We start from the raw sequence: 17742 nt of genomic DNA, 5'->3' as shown, positions 1-17742 counted from the left end.
GTTTAGAGTCAGCTGCTTTGCTGCCCTCTCAGACTACCTGTACTTACAGGTGACATGTAATTACAGGAAGGTCAGAGCGTGGGCGGGGGAGCCTCGGCCCCCTGCAGGCCCGTGTGGCGCAGGGATGCGGTGCTCTCGTCCGTCGATGACGCCCGGAGCTGGAACTCGAATCGGCTGCGATCGCCACGATGGTAGGCGACGAAGTACTCCATCGGCCGGTCCGTCTCGTCGTAGCTGACGCTCTTGAGCACGAGCAGTGCCTGCCCGGCGCCGACGGCGAGGAGGGCCCCCTGCGCGGCGTCGGCCGATGTGGCCTCGGCCGAGCGCATGCCGCGCACCGCGCGGATCCCGTGCGTGGCCAGCAACGCATAGAGGGACTGGTCGCGCAGGTCGTCGTGGAGCACCAACGAGCCAACCTCGTGCGGCAGGTAGGTCGTGGTCCAGGACCACGGTTCGTCGTCGACGTACCGGAGTCGCTCGATGACGACGACGGGGGTCCCAGGGGCGACGCCGAGCGCATCCGCGACGTCGTCCTCGGCGGGAATGGTCTCCTGCCGGCGAACGTCGCTGTGCACGTGGCCGCCGCGCGCGGCGACCTCTTCGTAGAGTCCCGTGAGCGTGTGGACGAGGCTTTCGGCGGTCTTCTGGTGAGCGACGAAGGTTCCCTTGCCCTTGACCCGTTCGATGACCCCCTGGTGCTCGAGCTGCAGCAACGCCTGCCGAACGACCGTGCGGGAGACGCCGAACCGCTCGCAGAGCTTGTGCTCGCCGGGCAGCAGGTCGCCCGGTCGCATGCCGAGCCGGTTGATGTCCTCGATGATCCGGCGCTTGAGCTGGTGGTACATCGGTACGGGCGCCTTGCGGTCGATGTCGCGGGCCCCGGACTGTCCGGTGAGGGCGGGGGTGTGTGAGTGGGCGGCCATTGTGTCTTCCAGGTCTTTCGTTGCCTCGGTGGGCGATATCAGTATGCGACGCCGGCGTGCAGGATGACGTTGGCGTAGGGCGTGTACTCGCCGGAGCGCACGAAGGCGCGAGCGTCGTGCGTGAGTTCCTTGAATTCCCGGTGGGGGACGAGCGTGATCGCGATACCGAGCGGGTCGAGTCGCTCGCGGAGCGCGGACAGGACCTGGGGGCTGCGCTGTTCGATCTCCGCGGACGCCGTGGCGCCCTCGATGACGAGTTCGGCGAGGACCGTGTCGAGCACGTCCAGGAAGGTGGGAGCGCCGGGGCGGTAGGCCAGGTCGACGCGCTCGGAGCCAGGAGGGATCGGGAGCCCCGCATCCGTCACGACGATGAGGTCGGTGTGCCCGGTTTCCGAGATCACGCGGGAGAGCTGGGGGTTGATTGTGGTGTGCGTGCTCCGCATCAGGCAAGCGTCTTCTGTGCATCGAGCAGGGCGTCGACGTCGGCCCGCCCGGGCAGGCTGGGCGAGGCTCCGCGCTTGGTGACGGCCAGCGCGCCCGCTGCGATGGCACGGCTGATGGCCTCCGGGAGTTCGTAGCCGAGCGCCAGCGACGCCCCGAGGTAGCCCGCGAAGGCGTCCCCGGCGGCTGTTGTGTCAACGGCGGTCACCGGGATGGAATCGAACGCCACGACGTCTCCGGCGGACACCAGGACGGCGCCGGCCGCCGCCATCGTGATCAGGGCGTAGCGCGCTCCGCGGTCGGTGAACCAGCGGCCGGCCCGAACGGCGGAGTCGCGGTCATGCACGACAATCCCGGTGAGGATGCTCGCCTCGGTTTCGTTGGGGGTAACGATGTCCACCAGCGGCCAGATGGCCTCATCGAGTTTCGCGGCCGGGGCCGGGTCGAGGACGACCGTCAGCCCGGCGTCGTGGCCACGGCGAATCGCGTACTGGGTGAGCGCCCAGGGGATCTCGAGTTGGGTGAGCAGGACCTTCGACGACGCACCGCGTTCGGCGAACGCCACGTCGATCTGGGCCTCGCTGAGCGAGGTGTTGGCCAGGGGCACCATCACGATGTCGTTTTCTCCGGAATCGTCCACCCGGATGTGGGCGATCCCGGTCGGGCCGTCCACCATCCTGACGTGGTCGATGTTGACGCCCGCGGCGCGGAGGCCGTCGGTGACGAGCCCGCTGAAGAGGTCCGTGCCGACGCAGGCGACCATGTGCGCGGTCCCGCCGGCCAGGCCGGCGGCCACCGCCTGATTTGCTCCCTTGCCGCCGAGAACGAGCGTGAATTCATCGCCCAGGATGGTTTCCCCCCGGGCCGGGAGCCGCTGGGAGAACGTGGTGAGATCGGCCGTGATGCTTCCGACGATCAGCACGCCACCGGAGGAGGATGCCGACGACTCTGTCTGGCTCATTCTTGCCTTTCGCAGGCGAAGAACGCCCGTCACGGGGTCGTCGCCTGCGACGCCCCTTCTGCCTGTAATTACATTAGCCGACAGGTAGGACTAGGGTCGGTTCGTCGGTGGATCGCATCGACGACAGTGTGACCTGCCGATCGCCCCGGGAAGAAAGCCAGCACCAGTGACTCGTGAACTTCGTTTCTATGCCGATAGCGCCAACGTCGAGGAGATCAGCGGCCTGCTGGCCGACGGGCTGGTGCATGGAGTCACCACGAACCCGACGATTCTCGAACGCGGCCGGCGGTCGGTCCGCGACATTCCGGAACTGTATGCCCGATGGGAAGCCGAAGGCGCCCGCGAAATCTTCTTCCAGGCCTGGGGCGACAGCGCGAAGACGATGATCGGCAATGCGGAACGCCTGGCCGCGCTCGGGTCGCGCGTCGTGGTCAAGGTCCCGGCGACGCGCGACGGATTCACCGCCGCGGCCGCCCTCGTTTCGGCGGGCGCGACGGTCCTGGTGACCGCCGTGTATGCGCAGGCGCAGGCCCTGGCCGCCGCCACGATCGGCGTGAGGTACATCGCGCCTTACCTCGGCAGGTTGAACGATGCCGGGCGAGAGGGCGTCGCCGAGATCTCGGCCATGCAGTCGCTGGTCCAGGGCAGTGGCACGGACGTGCTCGCCGCGAGCCTGCGGACCCCGGACGACATCGTGTCCCTGGCCGAGGTCGGCGTGCCCTTCTTCACCGCCGCACCGGCGGTCATTCTCGCGGCGCTCTACAGCGAGGTCAGCGACCGCTCAGCCGAGGACTTCGAGGCTGCCGTGGCGCGCGGGTTGCAGGACTAAGGCCACCGACTCACGAACCGACGGCCGCGTCGCGCAGCCACTGCTCGACACCGGAAATGTGCACGATGGTCAGCGCCTGGGCGAGGTCGGCATCGCCTCGCTCGAGGGCGTCAACGATGCTCACGTGCTCGGCCAGCGTGCGAGCGACCGCATGCTCCTGGGTGAGGCCGCGCCAAATGCGCGCCCTGACGGTGCTGCTGGAGAGCGAGTCGACCAGGCTCGCCAGGTAGGAGTTGCCCGCGGCGGCAACGATCGCGCCGTGGAACTCGAGGTCGTGCGCGACGAGTCCCTCCACGCTGGTCGAGTCGCTCACCGACCTGATCTGGTCCCTCAGCTCGGCGATGGCTGCCGCATCCATCCGCACCGCGGCCAGCGCGACAGCGGCCGGTTCGAGGATTCTGCGCACGGCAAAGAGGTCGAGGATCGAGTTGTCGGCGTGGAGGTCCACCACGAACGAGAGAGCCTCGAGCAGCAGCCGCGGCTCGAGGCTGGTGACGTAGGTTCCGTCGCCGCGGCGCACATCGAGGACCCGGATGACCTCCAGTGCCTTGATGGCCTCGCGCATGGAGCTGCGGGACAAGCCCAGCCGCTCGCTGAGCTCCTTCTCCGGGGGCAGCCGGTCGCCCGGTCCGATCTCGCCCGAAAGGATCATTTCCTTGATCTTGAAGATCGCTTCATCCGTCACGGCCATGCAAAGATCCTACCTTTCGGGCCGGGCGGGCCGGACGGGCGCGGGCGCGCGGCGAGGTTAGGTGATCTTCTGCTGCTTCGCCACGACCGGCAGCAGGAGCAGCAGGCCGAGCAGAAGCACGAGCACGATGCCGAGGATGCCCCAGTACGTCTCGCCGAAGATCGTCACCATGAGTGCGAACGCGGTGGGTGCGAGGAAGCTCGCGGCGCGCCCGGTGGTCGCGTAGAGGCCGAAGACCTCGCCTTCGCGTCCCGCCGGGATGAGCCGGGCGAGGAACGTGCGGCTCGCCGACTGCGCCGGTCCGACGAAGAGGGTGAGCGCAAGGCCGGCCGTCCAGAACACGATCTGCCCCCCGTCGTGCAGGAAGAACACGAGTCCGCCGCAGATAATCAGGCCGACGAGGGCAGTCACGATGATCGGTTTCGAGCCGAGCCGGTCGTCGAGCGACCCGGAGATGATGGTCGCGATACCGGCCACGACGTTTGCGGCGATCGCGAAGATGATGACCTCGCCGGGTGAGAAGCCGAAGACGGATGCCGCGAGCACGCCTCCGAAGGTGAACACCCCGGCCAGTCCGTCGCGGAAGACGGCGCTGGCAATGAGGAAATACACGGTCTGCCGGCTGGTCCGCCAGAGCCGCGCAATGTCGTGGCCGAGCACCGCGTAGGACCGGAAGAACCCGACCCGGTCGCGCCGGGCGGCCGGCGGCGTGCGGTATTCGGGCACCCGGAGCAGCACCGGGAGGGCGAAAAGCCCGAACCAGGCGGCGGAGATGAGCATCGTGACGCGCACGGCCAGCCCGTTCTCGCTGGTCACGCCAAACAAGCCCACCTCGGGCTTGATGAAGCCGAAGTAGACGATGAGCAGCAGCACGATGCCGCCGAGGTAGCCCATTCCCCAGCCGAAGCCGCTCACCTTGCCGATCGTGCGCGGGGTCGAGACCTGGGCGAGCATGGCGTTGTAATTGACCCCGGCGAACTCGAAGAACACGTTTCCGGCCGCGACGAGGAACAGCCCGAGCAGCAGGAAGGCGGGCGATGCCTCGACGAAGAACATGGCCGCCGTCAGGGCGACGACGATGAACGTGTTCACGCCGAGCCAGAACTTGCGCCGGCCCGACGTATCGGAGCGCTGCCCGGTGACGGGGGCCAGCACGGCGATCAGGAACCCGGCGATCGCCAGCGCCCAGCCGAGCTGCGCCGAGATCACGTCCTTGTCGCCGAAGGCCGAACCGGTGATGTAGACGGTGAACACGAAGGTGGTGACGACCGCGTTGAAGGCGGCGGATCCCCAGTCCCAGAAGGCCCAGGCAACCACGTGTCCCCGCTCGGGCACGGGGTTGGCGTCGTTGTCGGCGATGACAAGTGGCTCGGTCATGCGATCAGGCTAGTGGCTGGGTCGCCGATCAGTGATAAAGCTCGGCGACGAGTTCGGCGAACACCTCCCGGGCGTCGCACGGGACCCGGCGTCCATCCAACTCAGGCCCGGGTATGAGCCCGAGTGAGCGCTCAACCCGCTGATTACTGCAGGGCCAGCACCGAGCCAAGGAACTCCGGATAACTCGCGAAATACAGCACGCCGTCGCGGTGGTAGAGGGCCGGCGTGTAGTTGGGGTCGTAGTCCTTCGGCGCGGTCAGCGTGCCGGTGAACGGGGCGTCGCCTTCCGTGTATCCGGCGGCGAGCAGTTCCGCGCGCTTCGCGTCCCAGCCCGGCGCATCCAGGTCGACCTGCGCGAACCACACCCGCACGTCGCCCTCCGACTTTTCCCAGACGCAGGCCAGGCCGCCGTCGTCAATCATCGCCTGCATGGCTGGGCCGAGGGCGGACGTGTCTGCCGCGAGATCCATTCCGTCTGTGGCCAGCGAGGCGTACTCGGCGTCGGCCAGCACGGTGTCGCACGTCGCGCTTGCCGCGGGCGTCGCCGGGCTCGACGTTGGCGTTGCCGGTGGGATGGAGGTCGCCGGGCCAACGGCATCCGTTTGTGCTGTCGCGCAGCCGGTCAGGCAGAGGATGAGCGCGCCGGCGATCAGGCTTCCGTGTCGAATGTGCATGTGGTTCCCCCCGCTGACGGTGCCCGTTGGCCACAAACTATCGGTCACGGGGGCTCCGTGACCCGCGATCAGGATAACGATTGAGCCAGGGTGCGCCCGTCATGACGAAGTTGAGTCGTTCACACTCAACTTTCAGGCACGCGGCTTGACACTCATTTCGTTCCGCGTCACACTTGAGTCTGCAACGCTCAAGTTCGTGCAATCGGGTTGAGCAACAATTACTTTGAAGGAGAACGCACACATGGCTCGTGCAGTAGGCATCGACCTCGGAACCACCAACTCTGTGGTGGCCGTCCTCGAGGGTGGAGAACCCACCGTCATCGCAAACGCCGAAGGATTCCGCACGACCCCCTCGGTGGTCGCCTTCACGAAGGACGGTGAGGTGCTGGTCGGTGAGACCGCCAAGCGCCAGGCCGTCACCAACGTCGACCGCACCATCGCCTCGGTCAAGCGCCACATGGGCACCGACTGGACCGTCGCCGTCGACGACAAGAAGTACACGCCGCAGGAAGTTTCCGCGCGCATCCTGGCCAAGCTCAAGCGCGACGCCGAGGCGTACCTGGGCGACACCGTGACGGATGCCGTCATCACGGTCCCCGCCTACTTCAACGACGCCGAGCGCCAGGCCACCAAGGAGGCCGGCGAGGTCTCCGGGCTCAACGTGCTCCGCATCATCAACGAGCCGACCGCCGCGGCGCTGGCCTACGGCCTCGACAAGGGCAAGGAAGACGAGCTCATCCTGGTCTTCGACCTCGGTGGCGGAACGTTCGACGTCTCGCTGCTCGAGGTGGGCAAGGACGACGAGTTCTCGACCATCCAGGTGCGCTCGACCGCCGGCGACAACCGCCTCGGCGGCGACGACTGGGACCAGCGCATCGTCGACCACCTGATCAAGAAGTTCAAGGAGACTACCGGCGTCGACGTCTCGAAGGACAAGATTGCCAAGCAGCGTCTCAAGGAAGCCGCAGAGCAGGCCAAGAAGGAACTCTCGAGCAGCATGTCGACGAGCATCCAGCTGCCCTACCTCTCCCTCACCGAGAACGGCCCCGCCAACCTCGACGAGACGCTCACCCGCGCCCAGTTCGAGAAGATGACCGAGGACCTGCTCGACCGCACGAAGAAGCCGTTCCAGGACGTCATCCGCGAGGCCGGCGTCAAGGTGGGCGACATCGCCCACGTCGTGCTCGTCGGTGGATCGACCCGCATGCCCGCCGTCTACGAGCTCGTCAAGGCCGAGACCGGCGGCAAGGACCCGAACAAGGGTGTCAACCCGGACGAGGTCGTCGCCGTGGGCGCCGCCCTGCAGGCCGGCGTGCTGAAGGGCGAGCGCAAGGACGTCCTGCTCATCGACGTCACCCCGCTGAGCCTCGGCATCGAGACCAAGGGCGGCATCATGACGCGCCTGATCGAGCGCAACACGGCGATCCCGACCAAGCGCAGCGAGACGTTCACCACGGCCGACGACAACCAGCCGTCCGTGGCGATCCAGGTCTTCCAGGGCGAGCGCGAGTTCACCCGCGACAACAAGAACCTGGGCACCTTCGAGCTGACCGGCATCGCGCCGGCCCCGCGCGGCATCCCGCAGGTCGAGGTCACCTTCGACCTCGATGCCAACGGGATCGTGCACGTGTCCGCCAAGGACAAGGGCACCGGCAAGGAGCAGTCGATGACCATCACCGGCGGCACCGCACTGGCGAAGGAAGACATCGAGCGCATGGTGCGCGAGGGCGAGGAGCACGCCGCGGAGGACAAGCGCCGCCGCGAGGCCGCCGAGACCCGCAACACCGCCGAGCAGCTCGCGTACTCGATCGAGAAGCTGATCAAGGAGAACGAGGACAAGCTGCCCGAGGACGTCAAGTCCGAGGTGCAGGGCGATGTCGACGCGCTCAAGTCAGCGCTCGTCGGCGATGACGACGACGCCGTGAAGGCGGCGTTCGACAAGCTCAACGAGAGCCAGGGCAAGATTGGTGAGGCCATCTACGCGAAGAGCCAGGCGGATGCTTCGGCCGCTCCTGAGTCCGGCGCCGAACAGCCCGCCCCGGAGAACTCCGACGAAGACGTTGTCGACGCCGAGGTTGTCGACGACGAGGACGAAGCGAAGAAGTAATGGCAGACGACAACAAGCGTCCGGAGGACGAGCCGGCCTCCGCCGAGGAGACCACCGAGGAGACCGTCGAGGAGATCATCGAGGCCGAGGTGGCGCCTGAGGGTGCCGCCTCGGCGGCCCCGGCCGACGGGATCGAAGAGGACGAACTCACGGTCCAGGACATCCTGGATGCCGCGGAGCGCGAGATCGCCGAACCGTCGAGCGAGCACCTCGCCGACCTCAAGCGCGTGACCGCGGAGTACGCCAACTACCGCAAGCGCACCGAGGCGAACCGCGAGGTGGAACGCGAGCGCATCACCGGCGAGGTCGTCAAGGTTCTCATTCCCGTGCTCGACGACCTCGGTCGCGCCGAGAGGCACGGAGACCTGGCGGGCGACACCGCGTTCGCCACGATCGCGGCCAAGCTCCGGGCGAGCGTCGAGCGCCTGGGCCTGAAGCCGTTCGGCACGGTCGGGGATCCGTTCGATCCGTCCATGCACGAGGCGATCTTCCAGCAGCCCAGCCCGGACGTCCAGACGGAAACCGTCGGCGACGTCGTCGAAACCGGGTACTACCTCGGCTCGAGCCTGTTGCGCGTGGCGAAGGTCGTCGTTCAGGTACCGAGCGATGGCTAGCCAGGACTGGTTCGATAAGGATTTCTACAAGGTCCTTGGCGTCTCCAAGGACGTCTCGCCGGCCGAGCTGAAGAAGGCTTACCGGAAGCTCGCCCGCAAGTACCATCCGGATGCGAATCCGGGCAATGCGGCGGCCGAGGCCAAGTTCAAGGAACTCAGCGAGGCGCATGCCGTCATCGGCGACGCTGAACAGCGCAAGGAGTACGACGCCGTGCGCGCCATGGGCGGTGGAGCACGCTTCACCGCCCCGGGCGGCGGCGGACAGGCCGGCGGGTTCGAGGACGTCTTCGGCGGCATGTTCGGCGGCGGTGGCGGGGGGCGCCAGCAGGGCTACAGCTTCCAGCAGGGCGGGTTCGACGACGTGCTCGGCGGCGTCTTCGGACGCGGCGGCGGCCAGTTCGGCACCTCCAGCGGCGGCTTCCGCGGCTACGGTGGGCCGAGCAGGGGCCATGACGTGGTCGCCACGGCCACCATCGACTTCATCACCGCCGTCCACGGCGACCAGATCACGCTGCAGACGCAGGATGGCCGGCCGATCAAGGTCAAGATTCCCGCGGGCGTGGCCGACGGCCAGAAGATCAAACTGCGCGGCAAGGGGCAGCCGAGCCCCGACGGTGGCGAGCCGGGCGACATCGTGCTCACGATCACGGTGCGCAAGCACCCGGTCTTCGAGCGCGAAGGACTCAACCTGCGCGTCACCGTGCCGATCACGTTTGTCGAGGCGACCCTCGGCGCCACGATCGAGGTGCCCACCCTCGGCGGCCCCCCGGTCAAGCTGCGCGTCGCCCCCGGCACGCCCAGCGGCCGGGTGCTCCGGGTCAAGGGGCGCGGGGTGACCACGCCCAAGGGCGTCGGTGACCTCCTCGCGGTCGTGCAGGTGGCCGTTCCGTCGCACCTCTCGAATGACGCCCAGGAGAAGCTCGAGGCGTTCGCCGAGGCCCTGCCCAGGGAAAACCCGCGCGAGGACCTCCTGGCGAGGGCGAAGGGCTGACCATGGACGAGAACACCCGGGTCTTCGTGATTTCGATGGCGGCGGAGCTTGCGGGCATGCACCCGCAAACCCTGCGCCAATACGATCGCCTCGGGCTCGTCAGCCCGGGGCGCACGCCCGGGAAGTCCCGCCGCTACTCCGTGCGGGACGTGGCCAGGCTGCGGGAGGTCGCCCAGCTGGGCGCCCAGGGGGTGAGCCTGGAAGGCATCCGGCGCATTCTCGAGCTCGAAGACCACGTGCGTGGACTCGAGTCCCGGCTGCGTGAACTCGAATCGGCCCTGGCCGATGAGATGCTCAACCGCCCGGGCCGCCGCGTTTTCGCGGCCGGCTCGGCCGGTGAGGTCACCTCGATGCGGGCCGGAACGCGCCTCCGCCGCTCGAACCAGGTGGTCATCTGGCGGCCGCTCGAACCTCGCTGACAGCGCTGAGTTGCGGACAACGCACCTTCACTTCGCTCGCGAAGGTTCGTTGTCCGCAGGTCAAACCTGGCGGCCGCGGGGAGGGCGCCCCAGCGTCCCGGCTACCTTGGCCCGGCTACCCTGAGGGGATGCCCGACTTCTCCTTCGACCGCCTCCGGCGCCACCCGGATGTCGAGGCCGAGAACCTCTTCGCCGTCGACGCGAGCGACCGGCTGATCCTCGATGAGGCGGCCGCGGACCTGGCGGCTGCGGGGCCCGGAGAGGTGGTCGTGCTCGAGGACCATTACGGGGCGCTCACGCTCGGTGCGGCGGCGCTGCACGGCGCGCGGGGCATCCGGACCCACCAGGACGGACTCTCCGGTGAGCAGGCGCTCGCCCGCAACGCGGCCGAGTCCGGGTTGGCGGAGGCCTACCGCTCGCTGCCGCTGGGCGAGGAACTCCTGGCCGGGGCTCGGGTCGTGCTGCTGCAATTGCCGCGCAGCCTGTCGGCGCTCGACGAGCTGGCCGACGCCGTGCGCCGGTTCGCGTCGCCGCACGTGCGCGTGTTCGCGGGCGGGCGGATCAAACACATGACCATCGCCATGAACGAGGTCCTGGGCCGCCACTTCGGCGAACTGCGGGTCTCGCCGGCCCGGCAGAAGTCCCGGGTGCTGATCGCCTCGGCGCCGTTGCCGGTGACCGACGCGCCGGCCTGGCCGCGGGTGGCGCGGCACGACGACCTGGCCCCCGGGCTGTCGCTCACAGTCTGCGCGCACGGGGCGGCCTTCGCGGGCACTACGATCGACATCGGCACGCGATTCCTGCTGGAGTTCCTCGACCGGATGAAGCCGGATGCCGGGTCGGCCATCGACCTCGGCTGCGGCACCGGCGTGCTCGCGGCAGCCCTGGCCCGGCGCCGCCCCGGGCTGCGGCTGATCGCCACCGACCAGTCGGCCGCGGCCGTCGCATCCGCCCGGGCCACCATGGAGGCCAACGGCGTGACCGAACGGGTGCGTGTCGTGCGGGACGACGCGCTCGGCAGCCGACCGGATGCCTCGGCCGAGCTGATTGTGCTGAACCCGCCCTTCCACATCGGCTCGTCGGTGCACGCCGGGATCGCGCTGAAGCTCTTCGAGGATGCCGCGCGCGTGCTCCGGCCCGGCGGGGAGCTGTGGACCGTCTGGAACACCCACCTCGGCTACCGCCCCGCGCTCACCCGCATCGTCGGCCCGACGCACCAGGTCGCTCGCAACGCCAAATTCACCGTCACCGTCTCAACCCGCTAACTCACCCCGCGAAACCGCAGTTGTGCGCGTTATTCGGGCGTTTTAACGCGCACAACTGCGGTTTCGCGGGGGGAGGAGAGGGGGATTCCGTTCAGGAGGTCGAGGTGCCAGGCGTCGGCGTGGTGGCGCACGAGGGTGAGCGCGGCATTGTCGATGGTGTCCACGTCCCGGGCGAACGCCTTCGTGAGGGCGAGCCGGATGAGCGTGCCGTGGGTGACGATGATGATGCGCGCCCCGGGGTGTTCCCGGGCGAGCAACTCCAGGCTGTCGATTGCGCGTTCGGCGACGTCGGACTCGCTCTCCGCGCCGTGGAAGCCGCCCGGAAACCGGAGCGCCTCGAGTTCGTCGCCCGCGCGGAGCCCCTCGGCCGGGCCGTAGTCGCGCTCGACGAGGCCCGGGATGCGCCGGGTGACGTCGAGCTCGAGCCCCGCGGCGATGAGGTCGGCCGTCTCGGCCGCGCGGGAGAGCGGCGAGGAGACGAGGAAGTCCCAGTCGTAACCGGACAGGGCCGTGACGGCATCCGTCGCCTGCCCCCGGCCGGTGTCGTTGAGCGGGATATCGGTCGCGCCCTGGATGCGCTGCTGGGCGTTCCAGGCGGTCTGGCCGTGGCGGATCAGGGCGAAGGTCGTGGTGGGGCTCACCCGACCATTCTGCCGTGGCCGGCTGGGCGGACGCTCCGCGTGCGGCGGCTCGGCAAGCCCGCCGGAACCGGCGCGCCCCGCCCTCAGGCCAGGAGCTCGCGGATGTCGGCGGTCGAGAGCGCGGTGCCGTGGGCGGCGCCGGTCGTCATCACGCTGTCGAACAGCCGGGCCTTGGCGGCCTTGAGCGCCATCACCTTCTCCTCGATCGTGTCCCTGGAGACCAGCCGGTAGACCATGACGTTCTTGCTCTGGCCGATCCGGTGCACGCGGTCGACGGCCTGCGCCTCGGTCGCCGGGTTCCACCAGGGGTCGAGCAGGATGACGTAGTCCGCCTCGGTCAGGTTGAGGCCGAACCCGCCCGCCTTGAGGCTGATCAGGAAGACCGAGGCGTCGCCCTCCTTGAAGTCTGCGATCACCCGCGCCCGGTTGCGCGTCTTGCCGTCGAGGTAGGCGTAAGAGATCCCGGCGGCGTCCAGGCGGTCCCTGGCCTTGCCGAGGTACTGGGTGAACTGGCTGAAGATGAGGGTGCGGTGCCCCTCGGCCACGGTGTCGGCGAGCAGTTCGAGCAGGGCGTCGAGCTTGGTCGAGGGGATTCCCTCGTAGGCCGGGTCGTAGAGGCTGGCGTCGAGGCTGAGCTGGCGCAGCATGGTCAGCGACCGGAAGATCTCGAACCGGTTCGCGCCCAGGTCGCCGATCAGCCCGAGCACCTTCTGCCGCTCCCGCTGCAGGTGCGTCTCGTAGACCTTGCGGTGCTTCGGGTGCAGTTCGAGCTCGAGCACCTGCTCCTGCTTGGCCGGCAGGTCCCGGGCCACCTCGTCCTTCGTGCGGCGCAGCATGAACGGGCGGATGCGCCGGCGCAACTGGTCCAGCCGGTCGCCGTCGGACTCCTTCTCGATCGGTTTCCGGTAGTACTCGGCGAACCGGCTCGGGCTCGGGAACAGACCCGGCGCGGTGATCGAGAGCAACGACCAAAACTCCATCAGGTTGTTTTCGAGCGGCGTGCCGGTGATCGCCAGCTTGAACGGCGTCGACAGGCGGCGGGCGCACTGGTGCGCGCGGGACTGGTGGTTCTTGACGAACTGCGCCTCGTCGAGCAGCAGGCCGGCCCACTCCCGGGCGTTGTACTCCTCGAAGTCCAGCCGAAAGAGCGTGTACGAGGTGATCACGACATCCGCGCCGGCGATCACGTCCGCCAGGACGGTACCCCGCTTGCGGGCCGTTTGGGTGATCGTCGCCACGGTGAGCCCCGGCGCGAACCTGGCGCACTCGACGGACCAGTTCGGCACCACGCTGGTCGGCGCGACGACCAGGAACGGGGGTCGGGCACCCGGCTCGTCCCGCCCGGCGCCCTGCTCGCGCGCCCGGGCGATCAGGGCGATCGCCTGCAGCGTCTTGCCGAGCCCCATGTCGTCGGCGAGGATGCCGCCCAGCTGGTGGTCGTAGAGGAAGCTCAGCCAGTCGTAGCCGGCCTGCTGGTAGCCGCGCAGCGTGGCCTGGATGCCGCTCGGCAGGGGGCATTCGGGCAGCGCCGTCGCATCCGTCGACACCGTCGCGGCCAGGCCGGCCATCGTCTCGCGCCAGGCGGCCGCCTGGGCGGCCACCACGCCGAGCGCCTGCAGCTCGTCCCAGAGGTCCACCTGGAACCGGCTGATTCCGAGCGCGGCCGAGCCCGGCTCCTGCAGCGCGCGCGCCTCCTCGATCAGGCGCCGGAGCTGGTGCAGCTCGGGCCGGTCGAGGCTGAAGTACGTGCCGCTGCGCAGGATCATCACGTCCCGGTCGGCGGCGAGGGCCCGGAAGAGCGCGTCGAAGGGGATGCTCTCGCCGTCGATGCTCACCGTCACGGCCAGGTCGAACCAGTCGCGGCTGTCGGCCCGGTCTGTCGTGGCCAGGCTGATCACCGGCGGCTGCTCCGCGGCGCGGTAGTCGGGGGCGTCGCCGATCACCTCTACGACCACGTCGCCGGACCGGGTGAACTCGGGCACCGCGTCCAGGAACGCGATCATCGCGCCTCCGGCGAGGCCCGCCGACGCGTTCAGCCGGGGCGCGCCGCGGTGCTGGGGCGCGATGGTCGGGAACCGGGCGAGCGCGGGGCCCAGCGCGTTCAGGATATCCGCCTCACGACCCTCGTCGCGGAAGGCCGTGTCGCCCGGCCACGGCCACAGGGGGCGCCGGGAACCGGACACCGCCGCGGGCGAGTCGCCCGGGGCCAGGTAGCGCCAGTCCCAGCGCACGCCGATCCGCGGGCCGGCCGCGGTCTCGTCGGAGTGCGTGATCGCCAGCGCCAGCACGGGGCGAGGGATGTCGGGCAGGTCGAACGACCCGTCGCGGCTGGTCACCGCGCCCTGCCGCCGCAGGAACGGGTAGACCTGGGCGAGGAAGGCATCCTCGTCGTTCGAACGCACCAGACGGTCCGCGCTCTCGGCGAGGGCGCGCAGTTGGGCGCTGACCGGGTGGGAGAGCTGCGCGAGGGTGAGCCGGACATCGCCGCCCGGGGCCGCTTCGCCGCCGGGCCCGTCCCAGGCGAACAGCCCGTGCGCCGGATCGCCGAGGAAACCGAGGTGCTGCCGATCGAGGCGCCGGCCGGCGAGCGTGACGGTCGGCGTGAGCGCGAGCCCGGCTTCGCCGCGACTGATGTCGACCGCCAGGGTGGCCGGAGCAGACGAGAGCACCACCGGATCCTGCGCCGGGTTGGCGTAGACCAGCGGCATCCGGGCGCCCTGGGCCGTGTCGAGGATCTCCCAGAGGTCCTCGTTCCCGGCGTCGTCGAGGTGCAACCAGTTGTCGGCCGGGGCGCGGTAGCCCCGGCCCGCCGCATACAGCGCGCGCAGGGAGGTCAGGATCGACACGTGGGTGGCATCGAGCGAGTCGAGGGAGTAGAGCAGGTTGTCCCAGGTCAGGCCGCCGCGGAGCCAGGAGCCGCCGCTGCCCATCACCATCGGGCGGATGCCCAGGCGCCGCGCCGGACGCGTGCGCCCGGCCGCGTACCAGCCGGTGCTGATCGGGGCGAGCAGCTCGAATTGCAGGGCGAGCTTGGCGCGGACGGCCGAGACGCCCTGCTGCGAGGGCGCCCTGGGCGCGGCAGGCCGGGCCCCGGGCTCGAAGGCCGGCATCCGGCGTTCTTGAATCGGGGCATCGGGGCCGTCCGCCGGGGAATCCCGGCTGGCCAGGAGCAGGGCGGCGACATGCTTGCAGTTGCGCTTGACCGGGCAGGTGCACACGCCCGTGGCCCGGCTGGCCTGCCCGGCGGCGTTCACCGTGAACGACACGGTCACCGAATAGGGCTCGGGGCGAGTGCCCCGCACCTGTCCGAAGAGCTGGGTGCCGGAACCGAACCAGGTTTGTTTTTGCACGTGTCCGTTGCGCACGTAGCGCTCGCCGCGGGAGAAGGCCTGGCTGCCGACGAGCAGGGCAATCTCGTGCGAGCTGAGGGTATGGGCCATAGTGGGAGGAAATCCGTACGTAAGTCGACGTCCAGTCTCTCACGCGCGGCTGGGAGGCCTGGAGAGAGTCCGCCCTAGCGGGAATCGCCCAACCTCGATAAACCTGAGCCAATCAGACTCAACTTTGAAGGAGACCCTCGCGATGCAAGCCGGACAGCAGCCGCCCCAGGAGGAAGCGAAGAGCGCCCTGGAGCTCTACGGGGTCAACCTCACCGAAATCGCCCGCACGGGCAAGCTCGACCCGGTGATCGGCCGCGATGCCGAGATTCGCCGGGTGAGCCAGGTTCTCACCCGCCGCACGAAGAACAACCCGGTGCTCATCGGGGAACCCGGCGTGGGCAAGACCGCCGTCGTGGAGGGGCTGGCCCAGCGCATCGTAGCCGGCGACGTCGCCGATTCGCTCAAGGGCAAGCAGCTCGTCTCCCTCGACCTGGCCGCGCTCGTCGCCGGCGCGAAGTACCGCGGTGAGTTCGAGGAGCGGCTGAAGGCCGTGCTCAAGGAGATCAACGACGCGGAGGGGGAGATCATCACCTTCGTCGACGAGCTGCACACCCTGATGGGCGCCGGCGGCGGCGAGGGCTCCGTGGCGGCCTCCAACATGCTCAAGCCCATGCTCGCCCGTGGCGAACTCCGCCTGATCGGCGCGACCACCCTGAACGAATACCGCGAGTTCATCGAGAAGGATGCCGCGCTCGAGCGCCGGTTCCAGCCGGTGCTCGTGGACGAGCCGAGCGTCGAAGACACCGTGGCCATCCTCCGCGGGCTCAAGGAGCGCTACGAGGCCCACCACAAGGTGTCGATCGCCGACTCGGCGCTCGTGGCGGCGGCATCCCTGTCGAACCGGTACATCACGGCCCGGCAGCTGCCGGACAAGGCCATCGACCTGATCGACGAGGCGGCGAGCCGGCTGCGGATGGAAATCGACTCTGCCCCGGTGGAGATCGACGAGCTGCGGCGCGGCGTCGATCGGCTCAGGCTCGAGGAACTCGCCCTCAAGAAGGAGAAGGACGACGCGTCCAGGTTGCGCCTGCAGAAGCTGCGCGAAGACCTCGCCGAGCGCCAGGAGAAGCTCTCCGAGCTGCAGGCGCGCTGGGAAACGGAGCGGGCCTCGCTCAACCGGGTCGGCGAACTCAAGGAACGGCTCGACTCCGCGCGCAGCGAGGCCGACCGCGCCCAGCGGGAGGGCAACCTGGAGAAGGCGTCCCGCCTGCTCTACGGCGATATCCCGGTGATGCAGCGGGAGCTGGCCGCCGCGGAGAAGACCGAGTCGGAGGGGCCGCGGATGGTCAACGACCACGTCACCGCCGAGGACATCGCCGCCGTGGTCGCGGCCTGGACCGGCATCCCGGTGGGCCGCCTGCTGCAGGGCGAGACCGAGAAGCTGCTGAACCTCGAGGGCGAGCTCGCCCACCGGCTGATCGGCCAGAAGGATGCCGTGCGCGCGGTTGCCGACGCCGTGCGCCGCACCCGGGCCGGGATCTCCGACCCAGACCGGCCCACCGGGTCGTTCCTGTTCCTCGGCCCGACCGGCGTGGGCAAGACGGAGCTGGCCAAGGCGCTCGCCGACTTCCTCTTCGACGACGAGAAGGCGATGGTGCGCATCGACATGAGCGAGTACGGCGAGAAGTTCTCCGTATCGCGCCTGGTCGGGGCGCCCCCCGGGTACATCGGGTACGAGCAGGGCGGGCAGCTCACCGAGGCCGTGCGCCGGCGGCCGTACTCTGTGATCCTCTTCGACGAGGTAGAGAAGGCGCACCCTGAGGTGTTCGACGTGCTGCTGCAGGTGCTCGACGACGGCCGGCTCACCGACGGCCAGGGCCGCACCGTCGACTTCCGCAACACGATCATGGTGCTCACCTCGAACCTCGGTTCGCAGTTCATGGTCGACCAGACGCTCTCGCCCGAGCAGAAGGAAACCGCCGTCCGGGACCTGGTGCGCAAGTCCTTCAAGCCCGAGTTCGTGAACCGCCTCGACGACATCGTGGTGTTCTCGTCGCTGTCGATGGAGGATCTCGGCCGGATCGTGGAGCTGAACGTCGACCGGCTGCAGCGGCGGCTCGCCGAGCGCAGGCTCGACCTGGCCGTGACCCCGGATGCCCGGGCCTGGCTGGCCGAGCGCGGATACGACCCGATCTACGGCGCGCGTCCGCTGCGCAGGCTGATGCAGCAAGAAATCGACGACCGGCTGGCCCGGGCGCTGCTGTCCGGCGAGGTTCGCGACGGTGACACGGTTCGGGTCGAACTCGCACCGGACGGGGACTCGCTCACCGTCGCATCCGCCGCCGCCCCGCCCGTGCCCTCCGGCGAAGAGGACGTCGACGACGTCGAGCTCTAGACCGTCCAGCGATCCCTCGGGCCCGCGGGGGTTA

General features: G+C 69.2%; 15 protein-coding genes. 7 read left to right on the top strand and 8 right to left on the bottom strand.

The window, feature by feature from the left end:
* Positions 1–71: 71 nt before the first annotated feature.
* The 3 genes from E3T54_RS10730 to E3T54_RS10720 are packed head-to-tail and all read right to left on the bottom strand — an operon-like array spanning position 72 to position 2325.
* On the bottom strand, positions 72–923 hold the full coding sequence (locus E3T54_RS10730; protein ID WP_134475661.1) for a GntR family transcriptional regulator: 852 nt from the start codon (positions 921–923) through the stop codon (positions 72–74).
* Positions 924–961: 38 nt separating this feature from the next.
* Positions 962–1366: a D-ribose pyranase gene (rbsD, locus tag E3T54_RS10725; RefSeq protein WP_134475660.1), complete on the bottom strand. Its 405-nt coding sequence runs from the start codon at positions 1364–1366 to the stop codon at positions 962–964.
* Positions 1366–2325, bottom strand: a complete 960-nt coding sequence (locus E3T54_RS10720; RefSeq protein WP_134475659.1) for a ribokinase — start codon at positions 2323–2325, stop codon at positions 1366–1368. The genes rbsD and E3T54_RS10720 overlap by 1 nt, the downstream gene beginning before the upstream one ends.
* 166 nt (positions 2326–2491) lie before the next feature.
* Here E3T54_RS10720 and E3T54_RS10715 point away from each other — a divergent pair, with 166 nt between their 5' ends.
* A complete protein-coding gene (locus E3T54_RS10715) occupies positions 2492–3154 on the top strand; it encodes a transaldolase family protein (protein ID WP_166804896.1) in 663 nt (220 codons plus the stop codon).
* A 10-nt stretch (positions 3155–3164) separates the two neighbouring features.
* Here E3T54_RS10715 and E3T54_RS10710 read toward each other — a convergent pair whose 3' ends face one another.
* From E3T54_RS10710 to E3T54_RS10700, 3 genes are all read right to left on the bottom strand, one after another.
* Complete coding sequence (locus E3T54_RS10710; RefSeq protein ID WP_134475657.1) at positions 3165–3845, bottom strand: FadR/GntR family transcriptional regulator; 681 nt, start codon at positions 3843–3845, stop codon at positions 3165–3167.
* Positions 3846–3902: 57 nt separating this feature from the next.
* Positions 3903–5222, bottom strand: a complete 1320-nt coding sequence (locus E3T54_RS10705) for an MFS transporter (protein WP_134475656.1) — start codon at positions 5220–5222, stop codon at positions 3903–3905.
* Between the two features lie 143 nt (positions 5223–5365).
* On the bottom strand, positions 5366–5896 hold the full coding sequence (locus tag E3T54_RS10700) for a hypothetical protein (RefSeq protein ID WP_134475655.1): 531 nt from the start codon (positions 5894–5896) through the stop codon (positions 5366–5368).
* Positions 5897–6137: 241 nt separating this feature from the next.
* On the opposite strand from E3T54_RS10700, the gene dnaK reads away from it, so the two are divergent.
* The 5 genes from dnaK (at position 6138) to E3T54_RS10675 (ending at position 11292) form a co-directional block, all read left to right on the top strand.
* Entirely contained in the window at positions 6138–8003 is a 1866-nt protein-coding gene (dnaK, locus tag E3T54_RS10695; RefSeq protein ID WP_134475654.1) for a molecular chaperone DnaK, read from the top strand.
* Complete coding sequence (locus E3T54_RS10690; RefSeq protein WP_134475653.1) at positions 8003–8617, top strand: nucleotide exchange factor GrpE; 615 nt, start codon at positions 8003–8005, stop codon at positions 8615–8617. Before dnaK ends, E3T54_RS10690 begins: the two co-directional genes overlap by 1 nt.
* Complete coding sequence (locus tag E3T54_RS10685; protein WP_134475652.1) at positions 8610–9608, top strand: DnaJ C-terminal domain-containing protein; 999 nt, start codon at positions 8610–8612, stop codon at positions 9606–9608. The genes E3T54_RS10690 and E3T54_RS10685 overlap by 8 nt, the downstream gene beginning before the upstream one ends.
* A gap of 2 nt (positions 9609–9610) precedes the next feature.
* Positions 9611–10027 carry a heat shock protein transcriptional repressor HspR gene (locus E3T54_RS10680; RefSeq protein WP_134475651.1) on the top strand — a complete coding sequence of 139 codons (417 nt, stop codon included), beginning with the start codon at positions 9611–9613 and terminating at the stop codon, positions 10025–10027.
* A gap of 128 nt (positions 10028–10155) precedes the next feature.
* Positions 10156–11292, top strand: coding sequence for a class I SAM-dependent methyltransferase (locus E3T54_RS10675; protein ID WP_134475650.1), 1137 nt, complete (start codon positions 10156–10158; stop codon positions 11290–11292).
* A gap of 29 nt (positions 11293–11321) precedes the next feature.
* Here E3T54_RS10675 and E3T54_RS10670 read toward each other — a convergent pair whose 3' ends face one another.
* Together E3T54_RS10670 and E3T54_RS10665 are read right to left on the bottom strand one after the other, a co-directional pair.
* Positions 11322–11933, bottom strand: coding sequence for a histidine phosphatase family protein (locus E3T54_RS10670; protein WP_134475649.1), 612 nt, complete (start codon positions 11931–11933; stop codon positions 11322–11324).
* Between the two features lie 83 nt (positions 11934–12016).
* Complete coding sequence (locus E3T54_RS10665) at positions 12017–15373, bottom strand: DEAD/DEAH box helicase (protein ID WP_134475648.1); 3357 nt, start codon at positions 15371–15373, stop codon at positions 12017–12019.
* A 142-nt stretch (positions 15374–15515) separates the two neighbouring features.
* Here E3T54_RS10665 and E3T54_RS10660 point away from each other — a divergent pair, with 142 nt between their 5' ends.
* Positions 15516–17708 (top strand): ATP-dependent Clp protease ATP-binding subunit, encoded by a 2193-nt coding sequence (locus tag E3T54_RS10660; RefSeq protein WP_134475647.1) that lies wholly within the window; start codon positions 15516–15518, stop codon positions 17706–17708.
* The last annotated feature ends 34 nt before the right edge of the window (positions 17709–17742 follow it).

This window comes from Cryobacterium sp. Sr8 (genome assembly GCF_004403225.1).
Lineage (GTDB): Bacteria > Actinomycetota > Actinomycetes > Actinomycetales > Microbacteriaceae > Cryobacterium > Cryobacterium psychrotolerans.
Note: the sequence above shows the minus strand (reverse complement) of the source record. Positions and strands in the feature narration are given on the sequence as shown.

Excerpts from the sequence above, each read along its gene's own strand:
- E3T54_RS10730 (WP_134475661.1), bottom strand. The coding sequence starts at position 923 with ATGGCCGCCCACTCACACACCCCCGCCCTCACCGGACAGTCCGGGGCC.
- rbsD (WP_134475660.1), bottom strand. The coding sequence starts at position 1,366 with ATGCGGAGCACGCACACCACAATCAACCCCCAGCTCTCCCGCGTGATC.
- E3T54_RS10720 (WP_134475659.1), bottom strand. The coding sequence starts at position 2,325 with ATGAGCCAGACAGAGTCGTCGGCATCCTCCTCCGGTGGCGTGCTGATC.
- E3T54_RS10710 (WP_134475657.1), bottom strand. The coding sequence starts at position 3,845 with ATGGCCGTGACGGATGAAGCGATCTTCAAGATCAAGGAAATGATCCTT.
- E3T54_RS10705 (WP_134475656.1), bottom strand. The coding sequence starts at position 5,222 with ATGACCGAGCCACTTGTCATCGCCGACAACGACGCCAACCCCGTGCCC.
- E3T54_RS10700 (WP_134475655.1), bottom strand. The coding sequence starts at position 5,896 with ATGCACATTCGACACGGAAGCCTGATCGCCGGCGCGCTCATCCTCTGC.
- dnaK (WP_134475654.1), top strand. The coding sequence starts at position 6,138 with ATGGCTCGTGCAGTAGGCATCGACCTCGGAACCACCAACTCTGTGGTG.
- E3T54_RS10690 (WP_134475653.1), top strand. The coding sequence starts at position 8,003 with ATGGCAGACGACAACAAGCGTCCGGAGGACGAGCCGGCCTCCGCCGAG.
- E3T54_RS10685 (WP_134475652.1), top strand. The coding sequence starts at position 8,610 with ATGGCTAGCCAGGACTGGTTCGATAAGGATTTCTACAAGGTCCTTGGC.
- E3T54_RS10680 (WP_134475651.1), top strand. The coding sequence starts at position 9,611 with ATGGACGAGAACACCCGGGTCTTCGTGATTTCGATGGCGGCGGAGCTT.
- E3T54_RS10675 (WP_134475650.1), top strand. The coding sequence starts at position 10,156 with ATGCCCGACTTCTCCTTCGACCGCCTCCGGCGCCACCCGGATGTCGAG.
- E3T54_RS10665 (WP_134475648.1), bottom strand. The coding sequence starts at position 15,373 with ATGGCCCATACCCTCAGCTCGCACGAGATTGCCCTGCTCGTCGGCAGC.
- E3T54_RS10660 (WP_134475647.1), top strand. The coding sequence starts at position 15,516 with ATGCAAGCCGGACAGCAGCCGCCCCAGGAGGAAGCGAAGAGCGCCCTG.